Genomic DNA, 19,292 nt, shown 5'->3' with positions numbered 1-19,292 from the left:
GTCCCCGATGCCGTCGGTGAAACCGGGCAGTTCGTTGCCGATCCGGGACGCCGCCCAGTTTGTCGCGGTGTCCATCCCGTAGATCGACTCGTGGAGCACGGCGTAGAGCGGGGCGTCGGCGAAGCGGACCTCATCAGCGACGTGCAGCAGGAACGGGGTGCGCAGCCGCTTCTCCCCGGCCACGGTGTGGAAGGGGTCCTCCAACAGGTAGGCGAGGGTGTCGAAGCCGCCGGTGCGGCCGAGGTTCATGCCGACCAGGCGGAAACGGCGGGAGGAGAGACGGGAGCCGTCCGGGAGCCGTTCATCGTGGGTGTCGAGGTGACGGCAGATGTCCCGGATGAGCCGGGCAGACCCGGGGAACTGGGTGAACAGGCGCTCATTGCGCACCGCGGTCTTCGCGTAGGTCGACCGGTAGATGTCGTCGATGCGGGTGTGCGGGTCGTGGGCGAAGCCGGGCAGCCCCCCGGTGAAGTACGCCTCGGCCACGCCCTCGGGGTGCCGGGAGAGGTAGGTGGTGATGCAGAACCCGCCGAAGGACTGGCCGAGCAGGGACCACGGCTTCTCGTCGAGGGCGGCGCGGAGCAGCTCGGCGTCCTCGACGATGGCGTCGGCACGCAGGTGGGTGAGGTAGTCGACCTGGTCAGCTGCGGTGGCGCCGAGGGCCTCGGGCGTGGCGGCGTCCACCGGGGTGGAACGGCCGGTGCCGCGCTGGTCGAGGAGGATGACGCGGTAGTTCTTCAGTGCCTCGCCCAGCCATCCGCCGATCTCCCGGGTGGGGGAGGTGGGACGCAGTGCGCCGTGACCGGGACCGCCCTGGAGGAAGAGCAGCGCGGGGAGGTCCTCGCCGCCGTCGGGGACGTACTCCCGGGCGAAGACGTCGATGGTGCGGGGGTCGGGGACGGTCGTGCCGGCGAGCTCCGGGTGGATGAGCGGTGCGGTGAGCACGTGCTGCTTCACGGTATGCCCGTGGCGGCGGGTGACGGTGGACGTGAGGTTCGCTGCGGTCATGGTTCCGGTTGTACCCGGTGAGGTCCGGGTGTGCGTCGGCGCGTATCGATTTGACTGATTGCGGACGGGGTGCCACTATAAGGGTGGAAAGAGGGAGCCTCGCAGACGCGGAAACGCGGTGCGGGGCTTTTGTCGTGTCCGGGGGTGGACAACTGACAACCGAGGGGGGACCGGTGGCCCCGTATCCGTCAACTCGAGCACGGAGCCGAGGTGACGCGAGATTCAACGGTTCCGTGCTCGAGTTGACGGACGCCGGGGTCGGGATGCCGGTCGACGCCAGCCCGGAGTGGTCGCTGCGGGAAGAGTATGAAGCGAAGGCGATCGGGTGGCTCAATCTCACGGAGCTCGGGGACAGTGCGCTGATCACACATACAGAGGTACCGCTGGTGAGGGCACTGGCACTGGACCAGAAGGGCAGGAATAATGGTCGGAAATAGATCGCACCCGGAGAGGAGCGGAGTCATGGCGGCGCAGGGCATTCGATTGAGTGAGGCACAGGAAGCGCACATCCTCCATCTGAAGGCGCAGGCCGCGTACAACGCGAACAAGTACACCAACGATATCCTGCCCCGGTGGGTCTACGAGGAACTCGGTAAGGACGTTCCGGCCGACGCCACCGACGAGCTGCAGATCGGGCCAAAGAAGCGGTGGTGGCAGCGGCTCCGGGCGTCCTGATCAAGGACAGGAGATTATCCGTCGACGGTGAGAGTCACCCGGTCCGCACCACGGAACGGGCCGAGAGACTCTGCCTCCTGCGCCAGGGCCTCCACGGTCGACGGGGGAAGGGAGCGGAAGGGGGAGACCCTCACCGTCAGCGATGTCCCCGACTTCTTCGGACGCCACACCCCGGCGATACGGCCGCCGACCAGGATCGTCCCGGGGGCTCCGACCGGGGCCCACACCCTCCGGTGGTACTCCTTCGCGACGAGGGTTCCCCGGTCGCGGCACTGCATGTAGGGGTCACGGGGAGGGAGGAACCGGACAGCATCCCCCGGGAATGACGGGTCTCCCAGGAGACCGTCGAGGTCTGTGGTGAGGACCCAGGAGCGGCGTCCTGCGTGGTCGACCTCGGTGAGCTCGTCGGTCAGGAGATCCCACCAGGCCTTCGCATCGGTGGCGGTCACACCCAACCACGAGGCGAAGTCTGAGCGGGTCGACGGCCCGTAGCAGTGCAGGTAACGGCGGAGCAGCTCTGCGCGTGCCGTCGACGGCTCCATGGTGGGGAACGGGGCACCGCACCAGTCGTCGACGAGCGCGAACCGGCTGCCCCGTCCGGGGACGATGCAGATCACCCCCTCCAGCGTGAGGATCCGGAGAATGAAGTGCACCACCGCCTCGCCCACCGGCTGCCCTGCGGCATGGGGTCCCTCGGAGTCCCAGACGCCTCGGGCGGTTTCGGGCAGATGCCCTGCGATCGCTGGTGCGATCTCCTCACCCAGCTCGGTGACGGTGAGCTGCCGTCCGGCGAGGACGCCCCGGATCTCCTCCCGTACCAGGCCAGTGGCCTCGTCGAGGGTGAGGTTGAGCCGGTCGAGGTCACGTTCCACGCCGCGGATCAGGTGCAGGCGACCTGTCTCGGTCGGTGGGAGGACACCGGTGGTGAAGACCGCGGCGTCCTCCGTCGGAATCAGGAACGGGGCTCCGCGCATCGCCCAGGTCGTCACCAGGGACTTCCGTGCTCCGACGGCGTCCGAGAGATCATCCGGGGTGAGTGCCGTGCGGGCATGCAGCGCCAGGGCCGCGGAGCCGGGTGGACTGTCCTGGATGCCGCAGGCACCGACCACGTTCCCGAGTTCCGTCAGCGGAGCGCGGTCGAGCAGCCCGTGGTTGCGCAGCCGGAAGGCGATGACCTGGTCGGTGGTGACGGACGGAGTCTGGGAAGTCACGGCTCCACGGTAACCTCACCGGCATGCTCCGCATCGCCACCACCAACGTCAACGGGATCCGCGCCGCACAACGCAGGGGGTTCGGGGACTGGCTGGACACCCGCGGTTGCGACGTCATCGCGGTGCAGGAGGTCCGGGCGCAGGCGGACAAACTGCCGGAGGACGCTTTCGGCGGCTACCACGTCGCACTCGAGACCGGCTCGATCCCGGGACGCAACGGGGTCGCCGTGCTGACCCGCACCGCGCCCGCGGCGGTGCGGACATGGAGTGGGGCCGCGCTGGTCGGCGGGCCGCACGCTAACCCCGGTGACCTCGATCAGATTGCGGCCACCGACCGCGTCCCCCTTGCCCGTGACCTGCGCCCGTTCATCACGCAGGGACGCTACATCGAGGTCGACCTCGCCGATGCTCCCGTGACGATCGCCTGCCTGTACCTGCCCAAAGGCGGGCTGCCCGCCGAGCTGCAGCGTCCGGAGCGGATGCGCGAGGCGCCCGACGGCGGTGCCCGCTACGAGCGCAAGATGGGCTTCCTCGCCGGCTTCGAGCGCTATCTCACGAGGACGCGCCGGGCAGCCCTCGCCGATGGCCGCGAGTTCCTGCTCATGGGCGACATGAACATCGCCCACACCCGGTATGACCTCGCGAATTGGCGGCGGAACCAGAAACACGACGGTTTCCTCCCCGAGGAACGGGACTGGTTCGACCGGCAGCTCTCCCCGCGCACCCTCGTCGACGTTGTTCGGTCGCTGCACCCGGATGAGGACGGCCCGTATTCGTGGTGGTCCTGGGCAGGCCAGTCCTTCACCAAGGATGTCGGGTGGCGCATCGACTACCACCTCGCCACACCCCGGCTGGCCCGCGCCGCGGTGAGTGCGGGGGTGGACCGGGACTTCCGTGGTGTGAGACTCTCGGACCACTCGCCGGTGGTCGTGGACTATGAGCGCTGACTACGCGACCGGGTAGCCGGTGACCGGGCCCTTCGTGTTCGATTCCCAGCCCAGCTCCGGGGCGACGTGCTCGGCGAAGTTCTGCAGGATGCGCAGGTTCGCGTCCACCCCCAGCTGAGACGGGATGGTGATCATGAGGGTGTCCGCCTCCATCAGGGCGGCGTCCTTCCTGAGCTGTTCGACGAGCTTGTCGGGCTCATCGGTGTAGGTGCGTCCGAAGGTCGCCTGACCGTCGTCGATGTAACCGATGCCGCCCTCGTCGCCGCCGATCCCGAACATCCGCATGTCCTCCTCCGAGGTCACCGGGATGATCGACCGGGAGACGGAGACGCGCGGCGTCCACAGGTGCCCGGCCTCCTTCCAGGCGGCGCGGTAGTCGCGGATCTGTGCGGCCTGGAGGTCCTCGAAGCGGTCGCCGTTGGCCTCGGTGAGCAGGGTGGAGCTCATGAGGTTCACGCCGTCGTGGGCGGCACGCACCGCGGTGTCGCGGGAGCCCGCGCCCCACCACACGTGCTTGTGCAGGGACATCGAGTGCGGCATCACCGGCACCGGGACGTTCGGGTGGTACATCCGCGGGTACTGCTGGTCCAGGGGCAGGGAGGTGGCCATGCCAGCACCGTCGACGGCGGCGAGGAAACGCTCGAACTTCTCGCGTGCCATCGCAGCGCCCTTGGGGTCGTCGTCGGCGGCGGGGTGGTAGCCGAAGGCCTCGTAGCCGCGGTCGACGGGCTCGGGTGATCCCCGGGAGACGCCGAGCGCCACCCTGCCGTCACTGAGCAGGTCGAGCTGTGCCGCTTCCTCGGCGAGGTGCAGGGGGTTCTCGTAGCGGATGTCGATGACGCCGGTCCCGACCTCGATGTTCGTCGTGCGCGCCGCGATGGCGGAGAGCAGCGGCATCGGGGCGGAGTGCTGCGGGGCGAAGTGGTGGACACGGAAGTACGCTCCGTTGACGCCCAGTTCGTCGGCGCCGATCGCGATCTCCAGCGCGTTCTTGAGGTTCTCCTTCGCGCCCGGCATGTGGTGGGCGCCCCCGCCGCGTTCAGATGCGGAAAGGTCGTAGTGCCCGAAGCTGAGGAAGCCGAAGGCCTTCATGGATGCTCCTTGTGGTGCGGTGGTCAAGTAGTTGATGTGTCAACTATATGCCCGGGAAAGGAGCCGCGCAAGGGAGCAGGGTCGGCGGGGACCTCAGGCGATCCAGACCTTGCGCAGCGTCTCGGTGACTGCCCACCGGGTCCGCATCCCGGCTGTCAGCCGCACCACGGACCCGGGACACAGGGTGATGGCCGGGAGTGCGGGCTCGCCTTCGCCAGGGAGGAACTCCACTGTGCCGTGACCGGCCAGGACGATGAAGAGCTCGTCGTCCTCGACATCCTCATCAACCCCCGGAGTCATCTCCCAGATGCCTACGGTCGTGCCGGCGAATGATCCCAGCTCGACCAGACCTGTGGCCCCGTCCAGCTTCACCGGCAGGGTCAGTGCGTCCACCACCGCACCAGGGCTCGGTTCCCTCACGAGTCGAACCCCAGGCCGAGAGCGTCCAGTGTCTTGAGCAGCAGATTGCGCTTGCCCTGGTTGTGGTCCGCCCGGTCCATCGACCACTTCGTCATCGTCACGCCCAGCGTCGCAGCCGGTTCCGGCGGGAACGGTACCGGGCGCTTGCGCACCATCTCCAGCCGCGTCCGCTCCGTCGATTCCCCGGCCAGCAGGTCGAGCATGACATTGCCCGCGAAGCGGGTGGACCCCACACCCAGTCCGGTGAATCCGGCGGCGTAGGCCACGCGTCCTCCCCGGGCGGTGCCGAAGAAGGTCGTGAACTGGGTCGAGGAGTCGATCGCGCCGGCCCACCGGTGACTGAACCTCAGGCCCTCCAGCTGGGGGAAGGTGGTGAAGAAGTGGGAGGCGAGCTTCCGCCAGGTCTCCGGGCGGTGCTCGTAGGCGGGGTTGACCTTGCGGCCGGGGTGGTAGACCGCATCGTAGCCGCCGAAGAGGATGCGTCCGTCCTTCGTCGGGCGGTAGTAGTGGAACTGGTTGGCCAGGTCCGAGATGCCCTGGCGGTCCTCCCAGCCGACCGAGGCCCACTGCTCCGGCGTGAGCGGTTCGGTCATCAGGGCGTAGTCGTACACCGGCACGGTCATCAGCCGGTTGCGCCTGAGCAGGGAGGGGAAGACGTTGGTGGCGAGCACTGCCTGGTCGGCATGGACGCGTCCCTCCGCGGTGACGACGGTGACGACGGTGACGCCGGACGCGTTTCCCCGGTCGGTCTCCAGGGCGGTGGCGGGGGAGTGCTCGAAGATCTCCACGCCGAGGTTCTCGCAGGCCCGGGCCAGTTCGGCGGCCATGCGGGCGGGGTGGACCAGGGCGGTGGAGTCGGGGGAGAACAGTCCGGCGAGATAGGTCGGGGAGTTCACGGCCGCGCGCACGGCGTCCTCGTCGAGGAACTTCCCTTCGTCGGAGGACGCCGCGTCCCGCAGCCACCCGATCTCGTGGGGTTCGACGGCGACGGCCAGCGAACCGGTGCGTTCGAACTGGAAGTCCAGGCCGTGGTCCCGCTCTGTCGCACCGATGGCGTCGAGGTTCTCGTGTCCCATGCGTTCCAGCTCCGGCATCTCGTCCGGCCAGCGGTTCATGCCGTTGTCGTGGCCGTGGGTGAGGCTGGATTCGCAGAAGCCGCCGTTGCGTCCGGAGGCCGCCCAGCCGACGCGCTGGGACTCGACGACGACGATGCGGCGTCCCGGATCGCGGGTCGCGGCGAGCAGCGCGGTCCACAGACCGCAGTAGCCGGCGCCGACGATGACCAGGTCCGCGCGGGTGTCACCGGTGAGTGAGGGGCGGGCCGGACGCAGGGCCTCCGGCAGGTCCTCGGTCCAGAACACCCCGGTGTGCGTGGTGGCGAGACTGTGCTCGACCACAGTGGAGGGGGGTGTGTTGCGTTCGAAGGTCGTGGTGTTGTTGGTGCCCACGATTGTCACTTCCTGGTGCGTCTCGGGAATCAGCATGATACAACGGTGTTGTATAACGTCAATGTAGCAGGAGGAGCGGGGATGCCGCAGTCCGGGAACAGGTACACCACCATCTTCATCAACGGCACCGCATTCACCGCGGGCTGGGCAGGATCCAGGCTACTCGGCGTCGGGGTCCGTGACGGTCGCATCGTTGCCGTCGCGCCGGACGCCGAGCTGGTCGCCGCAGGCGCCGACGAGGTCGTTGACCTGCACGGCGGTCTCATCTCCCCCTCGTTCCAGGACGCCCACATCCACGCCGTCCCCGGTGGCATCGAGCTGCTCGGCTGCGACCTTTCGTCCGCCGGGGACGCCGGGGAGACCCTGGCGGTCATCGCCGACTTCGCCGCGTCCCACCCCGCCACCTCGGAGGATACTGCGTGGATCCGGGGTGGCGGCTGGACCATGTCGCATTTCCCCGGCGGCACACCCACCGCCGCCATGCTCGACCGGATTGTGCCGGACCGCCCCGTCGCCCTGATGAACCGCGACCATCACGGCATGTGGGTGAACTCCGAGGCACTGCGTCGCGCGGGCATCGACCGGGATGCCCCCGACCCGTCTTCCGGACGCATCGAGCGGGACGCCGACGGCAACCCCACAGGCATGCTCCACGAGGGTGCGGCGGGGCTGGTCGAGCACCACATGCCCGGCCATGATTCGACCACCGCGCTCGCCGGGCTGCTCCGCGCCCAGGAGGATCTCTTCGCCCTCGGTGTGACCGGCTGGCAGGACGCCTATGTCGGGGAGACCGGCGGGGTGACCGACACACTGCAGACCTACCTCGCCGCGTTGGACTCCGGTGACCTGCGCGCACGGGTCACCGCCGCGCTGTGGTGGGAGCGGGGCAGGGGAGTGGAACAGCTCGCCGAGCATGTCCGCCGCCGCGACCTTGTCGCCGGGCTGGGTCGCCAGGAACTGCTGCGCGCCGACAGCGTCAAGATCATGGTCGACGGCGTGGCGGAGAGCTTCACCGCGGCGTTGTCCGAGCCCTACCGTGACCCGTGCGGGCATGTCACCGACAATGTGGGGCTCACGTTCTTCACTCCGGAGGAGCTGCACAAGGCGATCGTCGCCGCGGACCGTGCCGGTTTCCAGGTGCACTGTCACACCCTGGGCGACCGGGCGACGACGTTGGCTCTGGACGGTGTGGCGCGGATCGGCCGGAGCCGGGCGCCGCGTCCGCACCATCTGGCGCACCTGCAGATGGTCGCGGCGGCGGATGTGCCGCGGTTCAATGAGCTGGGCGTGGCGGCGAACCTGCAGATGCTGTGGGCGGCGGCCGATGAGGCGATCACCGAGCTGACGATTCCCTTCATCGCCCCGGATCTCGTGGCGCGGACCTATCCTTTCCGGGATCTGCGGGACGCCCACGCGGACCTGTGCGCGGGATCGGACTGGCCGGTCTCCTCGGCGGATCCGCTGGAGGGCATCCGCGTCGGTGTGACCCGGGCAGAGCCGGGGACGCCGGCGGGGGCTCCGGTGGATCCCCGGATCTGCCCTGACCAGGCAATTGACCTGGCCACGGCGTTCGCGGCGTACACGGACGGTTCGGCGCGGATCAACGGGCATGACGATTGCGGCCGCCTGGAGCAGGGGTTCCGGGCAGACCTGGTCGTCCTCGACCGCGATCCGTTCAGCGGAGCGGCGGAAGGGCTGGACGAAACCTCAGTGGTCTCGACCTGGATGGACGGGGTGCGGGTGTTCGGGATCTGAGGGGGTTAGGTCAGGAAACCGACGATGATTCCGGCGATGGCGCAGACAGCGACCCCGATGAGAAGCGCAGCACGCGACTCTGCTCCGAAGAATCTATGAAGCGACCAGCACAGGCCACCTCCTGCGACAAGGCCGACGACGAGAGCATTCCGATCGACGGTGCCGAACGAGACGGACACCGCCACGTAAAGTGCTGCGTAAATGAATGCGCCGGAAACAAGAGCCTGCCACGCTGGCGAGGTGTCGGATGATGAAGCTGAAGCAGTCGACATCAGAAGCAGTTTTCCTGGATTCCGGAGATGCCGATGATCTCGGATGCCGCACCGCCAGCCACTGCTCTGAATTCCGCCCACGAGCCGGCTCCCACAAGGAGACGGGCAGTCGCCGTGATTCCTCCCAATGCCTTGACTGCGCGGAAAGCGGCGGTTCCAGGAAGGATGACGAGGGTGAGGTGAGCCACGCACTTCGTCACCTTCCACGCGCTTCCCCAGAAACCTCGGGACATGAGGACCGGATCGCCGTTCTTGTCGAGGGCGGTGAAGTTACCTTCTCCGTCTACCTGAACACTGGTGATGTTCTCAGGTAGTGCGGGTTCACCTCGCTCGGCAGCCAGGTCGTTGGCGGCGGCGATGTCTTCAGCAGTCAGCTCGACGATCGTGGTGGACTGCTGCTCCTGTGGTGTCGGGGCAGGTGCGGCGACTGCCTGGGTGGCACCGACGCTTAGTGCGATGGCGGGGACTGCGACAGCGATTAGCGCCTTCCGGCGACCGGTTGACAAAAGACGTGCCAAAGAATACATGAATGTACCTTTCGGAGAGACCGAATAAGTGAGGGTATCGCGATACTTTGCCCATGGTACATTCGATCTGTTCACTGAATGTTAACAAGGTGATTCGGGGGTGAACGTTCGAGATGTGGTGCTGTGTGCTGGGGATTCGCCGTTTTGACTGGGGGTGGGAGGCGTGATGTGAAGGCGCTGAGCTCAGGAAATGTTTCCTGAGTGACTCACACCCGCTCGGCGACGTCCAGCACGCGGCGGATGACGTCCAGGGCCCGCTCTTCCGGCCAGTGGGCGGCGTCCTCGATATTGGCGAAGGACGCCCCACGGACCATGAGGTAGACGGTCTCGGCGACGGCCTCCGGGTTCCGGAAGCCGGACTCCTCTGCGGCGGTGAGCAGCTGATTGCGGACCTTGCCGGCCTCGATGGCGAGGTTCGCCGCCATCTCGGGCTCCACGGTGGCGTTGGCGAGGATCTCGATGATCAGGGCCCGGGGGACCATGTCGTCACTGCGGGTGAACAGGGCCCATGTCGCGGTCTCCAGGAGGCGGTCGGCGGGGGCGCACCGGGACAGGGCGTCCTCCAGCTCCTCGCCCCAGCGGGCGTCCGCGTGGTCCAGCGCGTTGAGGATGAGGTCTGCGCGGGTCTTGAGGTAGTTGGTCACCAGGGTGGTGGAGCCGCCGAGCTCCTTGGCGACGGCCCGCAGGGTCACGGCACGGGTGCCCTGTTCCCGGGCGACGGTGAGGGTGGCGTCCGCGATGCGCCGCAGGCGCGCGGTGGTGTCGACTTCCCGGGGCATGACACCGAGTGTAACCACGCCGGAAACCTACGTGCAACATTGATGTACAACGCTGTTGTATATCGACCGGAAGAGTCGTAGAGTTCATTTGTCCGCCAAAGTGACCTGAATCACCACCGAGCCTCGACCGGCGTCGGAAAGGAAATGACATGAAACGAGTACGCGCAGGGTGTACCGGCGCAGCCAGAGCAGCGACCGCGGCAGCCACCGTCGCGGCACTCCTGGCGACCACCGCACTCGCCGGCTGCACCGCCCGCGACGCAGTGGGGAACACCGCCGCCCTCACCCCCGACGACCTCATCTCCTCCACCCCCGCCGGCACGACAGGCGTCGACGAGGTCACCTGGGGCCTCGCCGAAGGCGAACCCGCCCAGCTCGCCCCCGGCGCCGACTACAACTACGTCACCCCGAACCTCTGCGAATCCCTGCTACGCGTCACCCCGGACTTCGGGGTCGAGAACGGTGTGGCGTCCTTCGCCGACTGGGTCGACCCGGTGACCTTCAGGATCCGCCTGCGCGAGGGCGTCACCTTCTGGGACGGCTCACCGGTGACCCCGGCCGACGTCGTCTACTCCCTGGAGCGCGACCGCGACGAACGCTCCGCCTACTACGGCGGCACCGTCCTCATCGTCCCCGGCCCCGACGGCATCGCCGTCACCGGGAAGAACGAGGTCACCGTCAGGTTCATCGCCCCGGACACCACCTTCCGCGACCTGCTCTCCGGCGGTGGCGGGGCCGTGATGTCGAAGGCCTACGGGGAGCAGGAGGGCGAGGCACTCGGCACCTCCTCCGGCGGCCTCATGTGCACCGGCCCCTACAAACTCCGGTCCTGGACGCCGGGCAAGGAGATCGTCACCGTCGCCAACGAGGACTACTGGGACGGCGCCCCCAAGGTGGGGAAGCTCACCTACCGGTTCATCGCCGACGGCACCACCATGACGAACGCCCTGCTCGCCGGGGAGATCGACGGCGCCTACAACGTCGTCGCCGCCAACCGGAGCCAGTTCGAACGCTCGGACGAGGGGCGCCTCCTCGTCGGACCGTCCACCGCCTCCCTCTCCTTCGGCCCCATGCGTGCCGACGGCCTCGGCGCGGACCCCCGCATCCGCGAGGCCCTGTCCATGGCCGTCGACCGGGACTCCTACATCTCCACCGTCCTCCGCGGCCTCGGCACCGCCCAGTCCACCTTCGTCGCCCCCTTCGCCTGGGAGGGCACCGAGGACGAGGACGCCCTGGCCGTCTACCGGGACGGCTACGACAGCCTCCCCGAGCCGACCCTCGACATCGACGGGGCGAGGAAACTCGTCGACGAGGTCGCCGCCGACGGGGTGGACACCGGTCAGAAGATCGTCGCCGTGATCCCCGCCGGTAACCGGATGCTCGCCAACACCGCCGCCATCCTCCAGAGTGCGGCGGAGAAGATAGGCCTCACCGTCACCATCGACGAACGTCAGGCCACCGACTACGCGGCGATCTTCGCCGACCCCTTCAACGAGTCAGTCCGGGCCTCCGGGGATCTCGTCATCGCGACCGGCTACACCGAGATCCCCGGCGTCCTCACCTACCCCCAGCTCATGCTCATGCCGGTGGAGCTCGGCGGCATCTTCAACTGGACCAACTACGACGACGCCACCGTCATCGACGCCCTCCAGGGCGCCCGGTCCATCCCGGACGCCAAGGGAGCCGCCACCGCCTACGTCGACGCCCAGGCCCGGTTCACCCCGGACCAGGCCCAGGTGACTCTCGCCGGGGCGTACCAGACCTCGTACCTGGCCGACGACCTCACCGGCATCGTCACATCCATCTCCGCCTACTCCAGTCCGTGGGCCCTGCACCTCGGCGGGAAGTGAGTGCCATGACCAACCCCCACCCCGTACTCCGCCAGCTTCCCCGCCGCATCGGCGGCCTGCTGCTCACCCTTTTCCTGTCCTCCGTCGTCATCTTCGGTGCCCAGAAGGTCACCGGGGACCCGGTCTCCACCATCACCGGCGGTGTGCGGCCCACCCCGGAGCTCATCGCACAGGTCCGCGCAGACTACCATCTCGATGACCCGGTCTGGTCCCAGTACCTCCGGTGGGTCGGCGGCGTGTTCACCGGCGACTTCGGTGACTCCTTCGTCTACAAGACCCCGGTCATGGACCTCATCGGCCCAAGGATCGGCACCACCTTCCTCCTCGTCGCCTACGCCGTGGTCCTCATCGTCATCTTCGGTGTCGGCTCCGGACTCCTCGCCGGCGTCCGCGGCGGCAGGACCGACCGGGCCGTCATGCTCGCCACCTCCGTCGGTGTGGCCCTCCCGACCTTCGTCGTCGCCATTCTCCTCATCTGGCTGTTCGGCCGGGAACTGTCCTGGTTCCCCGTCTACGGCTCCGGGTCCGGCGTCCTCGGCACCATCCACCACCTCACCCTCCCCGCCATCGCCCTCGCGGTGCTCTACATCGCCTACATGAGCCGGATCAGCCGGGGCGCGGTCGTCGCGCAGAAGGGGTCCGAGCACGTCGAGACAGCCCGGGTCCGCGGTATCCCCGGCCGCCTGATCTTCCGCCGCCACGTCCTCTACAACGCCTCCCCGCAGATCCTCTCGGTCTCGGGTGCGACCGTCGCCGGCCTCTTCGCCGTCTCCGCTCTGGCGGAACAGGCCTTCGGCATCAACGGCCTGGGATCGCTGCTCATCGAGGCCGCCGCCCGCAACGACCTCCCGGTCGTCCAGGTCGTCTCCCTGATCCTCGTCTCCCTCTTCGTCATCCTCAACACCGCCGCGGACCTGCTGTCCGCAGCCGTTGACCCGTCCCTGCTGAAGTCACGGAAGGCAAACGCATGAGTGTCGCCCAACTCGGCAGAGGCCGGGTCCCCACCACAGTCACCAGGGCGGGACGCCGCGACCTGCTGGTCACCGTCTCCCTCGTGATCATCGCCCTGCTCGCCCTCATGGCCGTCACCGGCCCCTGGCTCACCCCCTACGACCCCGACGAACTCAACGTCGGCCCCATCGAGCAGCCGATCTCCGGCGCGCACTGGCTCGGCACCGACGATCTCGGACGGGACATCCTCTCGCGGATCCTCGCCGGGGCGCGGTCCAGCCTCGTCGGCCCGGTTTTCGTCGTTATCCTCTCCACCGTCCTCGGCACCGTCATCGGTGTCGCCGCAGCCTGGTACGGCGGATGGGTGGACGCCGTCCTCAGTCGCGTCATCGACGTCATCTTCGCCATCCCCGGCCTGGTCCTCGCGGTCCTCGCCGTCGCACTGTTCGGCAAGGGGCTCACCGCCCCGGTCATCGCCCTGTCCATCGCCTACGTCCCCATCGTCGCCAGGCTCATCCGGGGCGTGGCGTCCGCCGAACTGGCCAGGTCCTACTTCGAGGTGCTCCAGGTCCAGGGCGTGCACCCCGTCTACGCCGTCGGACGCCACCTCGTGCCGGCCCTGCTGCCAGGGCTGCTCGCCCAGTGCGGTATCGGCTTCGGCTACGCGATGCTCGACCTCGCCGCGATCTCCTACCTGGGGCTCGGCGTCCAACCGCCGGCAGCGGACTGGGGCGTGATGATCTCCGGCGGCCAGGGCTCCATCCTCGCCGGCGCCTTCGAGCAGTCCGTGTACCCGGCACTCTTCATCATCGTCACCGTGCTCGCGGTCAACATCGTGGGCGCCCGCATCACCGCCTGGGCAGAAAGCAGGGACAAATGAGCACCGACACCGCCCGTACCGTTCTCGAGATCGACCACCTGTCCATCGACGCGACGCTGCGCGGCGTGGACCGCACCCTCGTCCACGACAGCACCCTGCACGTAACAGCGGGGGAGACCCTCGGCCTGGTCGGTGAATCCGGCTCCGGCAAGTCACTCACCCTGCGCGCCGTCGCCGGACTACTCCCCGAGGATTTCCGCTACGAGGGCACCATCCGCGTCGACGGTCGCGTCCTCGCCGACCTCACCCCGGGTGAACTGCGGGAACTACGTGCCCACCGGATCGGCATGATCTTCCAGACCCCGCGCGCCCACCTCAACCCGCTGCGCACCATCGGTGACTTCCTCACCGAGGCGCTCGTCACCGTCGACGGGAGGACGCGGGAGGAGGCCGACGCCATCGCCGCCGGCCTGCTGGCCGAAGTCGGCTTCGACGAACCACGCCGCAGGATGGCCCAGTACCCTTCGGATCTCTCCGGTGGGCTGCTGCAGCGCGTGATGATCGCCGCGGCCCTGACCACCGACCCGGACATCCTGCTCGCCGACGAGATCACCACCGCCCTCGACGTGACCACCCAGGAGGAGGTCATGGCGGTGCTCGGTGACCTGCAGCGAGAGCGCAACCTCGCCCTGCTCTTCGTCACCCACGACCTCGCGCTGGCCGGCGCGGTGTGCGACCGGATCACCGTGATGAAGGAAGGGCGCGTCATCGAGACCCTCGCCGCCGCCACCATGGGACAGGACGCCACCGACCCCTACACGAGGGAGCTGCTGGGCGCCGCCCTGCCCTGTGACCTCGACGTCGAGTCTCCGACGGCGACCGACCCCGTGCTGACGGTCACGGGACTGCGGAAGACCTACGGGAACTTCGTCGCCGTCGACGACCTCAGTTTCGACCTGCTGCCCGGCGGCTCCCTGGGAATCGTGGGCGAATCCGGGTCCGGCAAGTCCACCACCGTCCGGATGATCTGCGGACTCGAGTCCCGTGACGCCGGGTCGGTCACCGTCAAAGGGGAGTCCTGGGACCGGCCGGCGAAGAGCACGAGGGAACGCCGCCGCCGTGCCGGACTGGTCCAGATGGTCTTCCAGGACCCCTACCAGTCGCTCGACCCGCGACAGTCCGTCGCCGACTGCCTCACCGAGGCCGTGTCCCTGCAGCGTCCCTCCGACTCGCGGGACCAGCACCGTACCCGGGTAGGGGAACTGCTGGCGATGGTCCGACTGGACGCCTCCTTCGCCGACGCGAAGCCCCGTGGACTCTCCGGTGGTCAGCGACAACGGGTGGCCATTGCACGGGCACTCGCCGCCGACCCGGAGATCCTCGTCCTCGACGAGGCGGTCTCCGCCCTTGACGTCACCACCCAGGTGGAGATCCTCACCCTGCTCGACACCATCCGCCGGACCACCGGAGTCGCCCTGCTGATGATCTCCCACGACATCGTCCGCACCCGGCGGGTCTGTGAACACATCGTGGTCATGCGCCACGGCACCGCCGTCGACCAGGGGCCCATCGCCGACATCCTCGACCACCCCACCTCGGAGTACACCCGCACCCTGCTCGCCTCCGTACCCCGGGAGGGGTGGACGCCACAGCGACACAACCCGCCCGCCGCCTGAACCCGGACCCTTCCCGGCCCGGCCGGATCCCCTTCCCCGACACCAAGGAGCAACCATGACTGTCACGACCGACCTCACCACCCTGTCCATGACCGGACTCGCCGCCGCGATCCGTGGCCGCGAGGTCACCGCCCGCCAGGTCATCGACGCCCATCTCGCCCGCATCGACGAGGTCAACCCCGTATCCAACGCCCTCACCGTCACCTTCCACGACCGGGCCCGCGCCCTGGCCGACGAGGTGGACGCCGCCCTCGACAGCGGTGACCCCGACCGGGACCCCGGCATCCTCGCCGGCGTGCCCTTCACCGTCAAGGAGAACATCGACCTCACCTGGTCGGCGTCCACCTCCGGCTGGGAGTTCCTCGCCGAGGCCGTCCCCGCGGAGAACGCCACCATGGTCCAGCGGCTGCTCGACGCCGGCGCCATCCCCGTCGGCCGCGGCAACATGCCAGACTTCGGCCTGCGCTGGGACACCGTCAACACCCTGTGGGGACGCACCTTCAACGTCTTCGACCGGACCCGCGTCCCCGGCGGATCCTCCGGTGGGGACGCCACCGCCGTCGCCACCGGAATGACCCCGCTGGGGCTCGGCAACGACTACGGCGGATCGTTGCGCCTGCCCTCCTACGCTGCGGGTGTCTGTGCCCTGCGTCCCTCGGCCAACCGCATCCCCGCCCCGACGAAGGCGTCCGGGGAACCGGTCACCCTCACCCTGCAGAACTTCGCGGTCAACGGCCCCATCGCCCGCACCGTCGACGACCTCGACCTCGCTTTCTCGGTGATGCACGGCGCCGACGGGTGTGACGCCCTGGCGATCACCGTCGAGCATCCTGCGTCCTACGAAGGGCCGAAGCGGGCCGCCGTGGTGAAGGACCCGCTGGGCTGGGGAGTGGACCCGCAGGTCGCCGACGCCGTCGACCGTGCCGCCGAGGCCCTGCGCGCCCAGGGGTGGCAGGTTGACGAGGTCGAGCCGCCGATGATCGGGGAAGCTGCGGGCCTGTGGCGCCGACTCTCCGTCGAGGAGATGGCACCCGCCTTCCGCCCCGGCGGTCTGCCTGTGCCGCTGACCGAGGAGTCCACGAAGTACTTCCTCGACAACGCCTCGGAGACCCCCGCCTTCGCCCACACCGGGGAGTACGCCCTGGCCTGGGCACGGCACCTGGTGATCAAGGGCGCGTGGGAACGCTTCCAGCAGGAGTACCCGGTCGTGCTGGGGCCGGTGAGCACGCGCCGCATGCCGGAGGTGGATTTCGATCTCGCCGGCCCGGACGCCACCACCGACCTCTACAAGGCGCACGTCCTGCTGGTCACGGTGAACTTCCTCGGCCTGCCGTCGGTCGCCGTACCGACAGGCATGGGCACCGACGGGATGCCCACCGGCGTGCAGCTCATCGGCCCGCGGAACAGGGACCACATCGCCCTGGCCGCGGCGCGGGCCGTCGAGGCGGAACTCGGCGGTCTCACCCCGGTCGACCCGGTGCGCGCATGAACGACCCGGCCTTCCCGGCGTCCTCCCCGGTTGTCTCCCCGGGGGCCGACCCGCAGTTCACCTACGCCTTCGAGATCCGTGCCGAGGTCGCCCCGCCGATCCGCGTCGGCGAGGTCGACGGGCCCGGCGGCGGCGACCTCAACGTCGCCCCGATCACCGGCGGCACCGTCACCGGCGAGGGGATCACCGGCCGCGTCCTGCCGGTCGGCGCGGACTGGTGGGTCTGCACCGGTCCCACCACCAGGCTGGACGCCCGCTACCTCCTGGCGACCGACGACGGCGCCGTCATTGACGTGGTCAACCGCGGTTACTTCCATGCCGGTGAGTCGCTCATGGCTCGACTGGAAGCTGCCGGTGCAGCGGGGGACACGGACGCCCTGGCAGCTGCGGAGGGTGAGATCTACTACCGGTCCGCCTTCACCTTCCGTACTGCCCACCCCGGGTACCGCTGGCTCACCGAGGCCCAGTTCATCGGTATGATCCGTGGCTCCGGTGGGCCGGAGCCGGACGCCGTCATCATCCGTGTGCACCGCCTGAACTGACCCGGACCGACCCGGACCGAGTTGGCCCGAACTGACCCGGACCGACCCGGACCGAGTTGGCCTGAACTGACCCGGACCGACACAGACCGAGTTGGCCTGAACTGACCCGGACCGACACAGACCGAGTTGGCCCGACCCGGACTGGCCGGCGCAGCGGGCCGCGCGGAAAGTGTTACCACCTCTTGACTGTCAGAATCTGCAAAAGCCCAGGTCACGAAAAGTGTTACCACCAGAAACTGGTAACACTTTCGGCAGCCCATCGGGCCCCAGCCATCCGACCCAGCCCCAGCCACCCGACCCAGCCATCCGACCCACCCGACCCACCCGACCCAGCCATCCGACCCCGCCCGGCCCAGCCCGGCACACCCGGCACACCCGGCACAGCACACACACAAGAACCTGACCGATCAGAGAGACCGACCATGCACATCATCCACGTCCCCCCGGCCCCCGTCGCTGAGACCGCCACCGAGTTCCGCGTCCGCATGCGCGACGGCGTGCACCTGGCGTCCGACCTCTACCTGCCCGAGGGCGCAGGCCTCACCGACCCGGGCGACACGATCCTCATCCGTCTGCCCTACGACAAGTCCGGCAGTTACACCTTCATCCCGCAGATCGCGGAGTACATGACCCGCCGCGGGTACCGCGTCCTCGCGCAGGACGTGCGCGGGAAGTTCCGCAGCGAGGGTGAGGCACTGCTCTTCGTCAACGAGCAGCGCGACGGCTACGACACCCTCGACTGGATCGAGCATCAGCCCTGGTCCAACGGCCGGGTCGCCATGTGGGGCGACTCGTACTACGGCTACACCCAGTGGGCGGCGGTCGCCGCACAGCACCCGGCGCTGAAGGCCATCGCCCCGCGGGTGACCGGGACCATGCTCGGCGAGCCGGTGCACCCGGTCGGTGCGGTGCGCAACGTCGAGTGGGCGGTCAGCTATCTCTACCCGCTGACCTACTTCCATTCGCAGGACGCCTACTTCTGGGAGCCGGACCCCGCTGTGCGACCCTTCGCCGCCGAGTGTGAGAAGGCGCTCGCCGAGATCGGGTCCCGGTCGATCTCCTACGACCAGTGGTATCCCTCGCCGGTGTTCCTCCGTCGCTTCCCCGACGGGCACCCGTTCGACGCCCGCCCGGTGCCGACCCTGCAGACCGTGGGTCTGTGGGACAACTGCGCCCCGCTGTCCTGGGCGGACATCGCCGAGATCGAGGCGCGTCCGGCGTGGGCGCACAACCATTTCCTGCGCATCGAGGCCATCGACCATGAGGGGTTCTTCTTCGACGACCCGGAGCCGGTGCGGGTCGAGGAACCGTCGGCGGAGATCCTCGCCGGACGCATCCCGGCGATGCTCGATCCGTCGCTGGACTTCTTCGAGGTCTTCGTGCGCGGCAACGGCCGGGCGTCCGACATCCCGAAGGTGAGCTGGGACCACACCGGGACCGGGGAAACCCGGACCTCGCAGGTGTGGCCGCCGGTCGGCACCGGGGTGCGGACCTGGGAGATCGGGGACACAGCGTCCTCCCCGGCGTCCTCCCCGGCGACGTGGACGCATGATCCGGCGAGCCTCGTGCCGTCGAGCGTGGACAACGCTTTCGCCTACCTCATGGTCCACCCGGACGAGGCCCCTGTCGGTGAGCATGGCGATGTGCTGGTCTGGGACGGAAAGGTGGTGGAGTCTCCCGTGGACTTCGCCGGGCCGGTGACCGCCCATGCGGTGATCGGGTCGGACGGTCCGTGCATGGACTTCTTCGTCCGCCTGCTGGACGTCGCCCCTGACGGCACCGCGCTGCGCATCGCCCGTGGTCAGGTGCATGTCGCGGACACGACCGTCG

19 protein-coding genes are annotated in these 19,292 nt (G+C 68.7%); 11 read left to right on the top strand and 8 right to left on the bottom strand.

Annotated elements, in window-relative coordinates; genetic code table 11:
* A partial coding sequence (locus QZV72_RS05715; RefSeq protein ID WP_297006188.1) for an alpha/beta fold hydrolase occupies positions 1-1,008 on the bottom strand: 1,008 nt, incomplete at its 3' end.
* 233 nt (positions 1,009-1,241) lie between these two features.
* Here QZV72_RS05715 and QZV72_RS05710 point away from each other — a divergent pair.
* Together QZV72_RS05710 and QZV72_RS05705 are read left to right on the top strand one after the other, a co-directional pair.
* On the top strand, positions 1,242-1,445 hold the full coding sequence (locus QZV72_RS05710; RefSeq protein WP_297006186.1) for a hypothetical protein: 204 nt from the start codon (positions 1,242-1,244) through the stop codon (positions 1,443-1,445).
* Between the two features lie 25 nt (positions 1,446-1,470).
* Positions 1,471-1,683, top strand: a complete 213-nt coding sequence (locus QZV72_RS05705) for a hypothetical protein (RefSeq protein WP_297006184.1) — start codon at positions 1,471-1,473, stop codon at positions 1,681-1,683.
* Positions 1,684-1,697: 14 nt separating this feature from the next.
* Here QZV72_RS05705 and QZV72_RS05700 read toward each other — a convergent pair whose 3' ends face one another.
* Complete coding sequence (locus QZV72_RS05700) at positions 1,698-2,894, bottom strand: winged helix DNA-binding domain-containing protein (RefSeq protein ID WP_297006182.1); 1,197 nt, start codon at positions 2,892-2,894, stop codon at positions 1,698-1,700.
* A 23-nt stretch (positions 2,895-2,917) separates the two neighbouring features.
* On the opposite strand from QZV72_RS05700, the gene QZV72_RS05695 reads away from it, so the two are divergent.
* Positions 2,918-3,841: an exodeoxyribonuclease III gene (locus QZV72_RS05695; RefSeq protein ID WP_297006180.1), complete on the top strand. Its 924-nt coding sequence runs from the start codon at positions 2,918-2,920 to the stop codon at positions 3,839-3,841.
* Here the strand turns inward: QZV72_RS05695 and QZV72_RS05690 are convergent, their stop codons facing one another.
* From QZV72_RS05690 to QZV72_RS05680, 3 genes are all read right to left on the bottom strand, one after another.
* On the bottom strand, positions 3,842-4,933 hold the full coding sequence (locus QZV72_RS05690; protein ID WP_297006178.1) for an LLM class flavin-dependent oxidoreductase: 1,092 nt from the start codon (positions 4,931-4,933) through the stop codon (positions 3,842-3,844).
* 93 nt (positions 4,934-5,026) lie between these two features.
* Positions 5,027-5,353 carry a cupin domain-containing protein gene (locus QZV72_RS05685; protein WP_297006176.1) on the bottom strand — a complete coding sequence of 109 codons (327 nt, stop codon included), beginning with the start codon at positions 5,351-5,353 and terminating at the stop codon, positions 5,027-5,029.
* Positions 5,350-6,801 (bottom strand): FAD-binding oxidoreductase, encoded by a 1,452-nt coding sequence (locus tag QZV72_RS05680; protein WP_297006174.1) that lies wholly within the window; start codon positions 6,799-6,801, stop codon positions 5,350-5,352. The genes QZV72_RS05685 and QZV72_RS05680 overlap by 4 nt, the downstream gene beginning before the upstream one ends.
* An 81-nt stretch (positions 6,802-6,882) precedes the next feature.
* Here QZV72_RS05680 and QZV72_RS05675 point away from each other — a divergent pair, with 81 nt between their 5' ends.
* Positions 6,883-8,556 (top strand): amidohydrolase, encoded by a 1,674-nt coding sequence (locus QZV72_RS05675; protein WP_297006172.1) that lies wholly within the window; start codon positions 6,883-6,885, stop codon positions 8,554-8,556.
* A gap of 5 nt (positions 8,557-8,561) precedes the next feature.
* Here QZV72_RS05675 and QZV72_RS05670 read toward each other — a convergent pair whose 3' ends face one another.
* The 3 genes from QZV72_RS05670 to QZV72_RS05660 form a co-directional block, all read right to left on the bottom strand.
* Positions 8,562-8,735, bottom strand: a complete 174-nt coding sequence (locus QZV72_RS05670; protein WP_297006170.1) for a hypothetical protein — start codon at positions 8,733-8,735, stop codon at positions 8,562-8,564.
* 92 nt (positions 8,736-8,827) lie between these two features.
* A complete protein-coding gene (locus QZV72_RS05665; RefSeq protein ID WP_297006169.1) occupies positions 8,828-9,355 on the bottom strand; it encodes a hypothetical protein in 528 nt (175 codons plus the stop codon).
* A gap of 206 nt (positions 9,356-9,561) precedes the next feature.
* Positions 9,562-10,134 (bottom strand): TetR/AcrR family transcriptional regulator, encoded by a 573-nt coding sequence (locus tag QZV72_RS05660; protein ID WP_297006167.1) that lies wholly within the window; start codon positions 10,132-10,134, stop codon positions 9,562-9,564.
* Positions 10,135-10,283: 149 nt separating this feature from the next.
* Between QZV72_RS05660 and QZV72_RS05655 the strand changes: the two genes are divergently transcribed.
* From QZV72_RS05655 to QZV72_RS05625, 7 genes are all read left to right on the top strand, one after another.
* Entirely contained in the window at positions 10,284-11,984 is a 1,701-nt protein-coding gene (locus QZV72_RS05655; RefSeq protein ID WP_297006165.1) for an ABC transporter substrate-binding protein, read from the top strand.
* Positions 11,985-11,989: 5 nt separating this feature from the next.
* Positions 11,990-12,955, top strand: coding sequence for an ABC transporter permease (locus QZV72_RS05650; RefSeq protein WP_297006163.1), 966 nt, complete (start codon positions 11,990-11,992; stop codon positions 12,953-12,955).
* Positions 12,952-13,815 (top strand): ABC transporter permease, encoded by an 864-nt coding sequence (locus QZV72_RS05645; RefSeq protein ID WP_297006161.1) that lies wholly within the window; start codon positions 12,952-12,954, stop codon positions 13,813-13,815. The genes QZV72_RS05650 and QZV72_RS05645 overlap by 4 nt, the downstream gene beginning before the upstream one ends.
* The gene (locus QZV72_RS05640) at positions 13,812-15,431 is read left to right on the top strand and encodes an ABC transporter ATP-binding protein (RefSeq protein WP_297006160.1); all 1,620 of its coding nucleotides are present in this window, start codon (positions 13,812-13,814) and stop codon (positions 15,429-15,431) included. Before QZV72_RS05645 ends, QZV72_RS05640 begins: the two co-directional genes overlap by 4 nt.
* Before the next feature lie 55 nt (positions 15,432-15,486).
* The gene (locus QZV72_RS05635) at positions 15,487-16,920 is read left to right on the top strand and encodes an amidase (protein ID WP_297006158.1); all 1,434 of its coding nucleotides are present in this window, start codon (positions 15,487-15,489) and stop codon (positions 16,918-16,920) included.
* On the top strand, positions 16,917-17,462 hold the full coding sequence (locus tag QZV72_RS05630; protein WP_297006156.1) for a DUF3237 domain-containing protein: 546 nt from the start codon (positions 16,917-16,919) through the stop codon (positions 17,460-17,462). The genes QZV72_RS05635 and QZV72_RS05630 overlap by 4 nt, the downstream gene beginning before the upstream one ends.
* Before the next feature lie 422 nt (positions 17,463-17,884).
* The coding region (locus QZV72_RS05625; RefSeq protein WP_297006155.1) for a CocE/NonD family hydrolase at positions 17,885-19,292 on the top strand (1,408 nt) is incomplete at its 3' end.

The sequence above is a fragment of the uncultured Corynebacterium sp. genome (assembly GCF_902782855.1).
Lineage (GTDB): Bacteria > Actinomycetota > Actinomycetes > Mycobacteriales > Mycobacteriaceae > Corynebacterium.
This window is presented reverse-complemented; position numbering and strand designations above follow the sequence as displayed.

Bases quoted from the DNA above. Each gene is read 5' to 3' on its own strand.
- QZV72_RS05705 (WP_297006184.1), top strand. From the start codon at position 1,471: ATGGCGGCGCAGGGCATTCGATTGAGTGAGGCACAGGAAGCGCACATC.
- QZV72_RS05695 (WP_297006180.1), top strand. From the start codon at position 2,918: ATGCTCCGCATCGCCACCACCAACGTCAACGGGATCCGCGCCGCACAA.
- QZV72_RS05690 (WP_297006178.1), bottom strand. From the start codon at position 4,933: ATGAAGGCCTTCGGCTTCCTCAGCTTCGGGCACTACGACCTTTCCGCA.
- QZV72_RS05675 (WP_297006172.1), top strand. From the start codon at position 6,883: ATGCCGCAGTCCGGGAACAGGTACACCACCATCTTCATCAACGGCACC.
- QZV72_RS05665 (WP_297006169.1), bottom strand. From the start codon at position 9,355: ATGTATTCTTTGGCACGTCTTTTGTCAACCGGTCGCCGGAAGGCGCTA.
- QZV72_RS05660 (WP_297006167.1), bottom strand. From the start codon at position 10,134: ATGCCCCGGGAAGTCGACACCACCGCGCGCCTGCGGCGCATCGCGGAC.
- QZV72_RS05655 (WP_297006165.1), top strand. From the start codon at position 10,284: ATGAAACGAGTACGCGCAGGGTGTACCGGCGCAGCCAGAGCAGCGACC.
- QZV72_RS05650 (WP_297006163.1), top strand. From the start codon at position 11,990: ATGACCAACCCCCACCCCGTACTCCGCCAGCTTCCCCGCCGCATCGGC.
- QZV72_RS05645 (WP_297006161.1), top strand. From the start codon at position 12,952: ATGAGTGTCGCCCAACTCGGCAGAGGCCGGGTCCCCACCACAGTCACC.
- QZV72_RS05640 (WP_297006160.1), top strand. From the start codon at position 13,812: ATGAGCACCGACACCGCCCGTACCGTTCTCGAGATCGACCACCTGTCC.
- QZV72_RS05635 (WP_297006158.1), top strand. From the start codon at position 15,487: ATGACTGTCACGACCGACCTCACCACCCTGTCCATGACCGGACTCGCC.
- QZV72_RS05630 (WP_297006156.1), top strand. From the start codon at position 16,917: ATGAACGACCCGGCCTTCCCGGCGTCCTCCCCGGTTGTCTCCCCGGGG.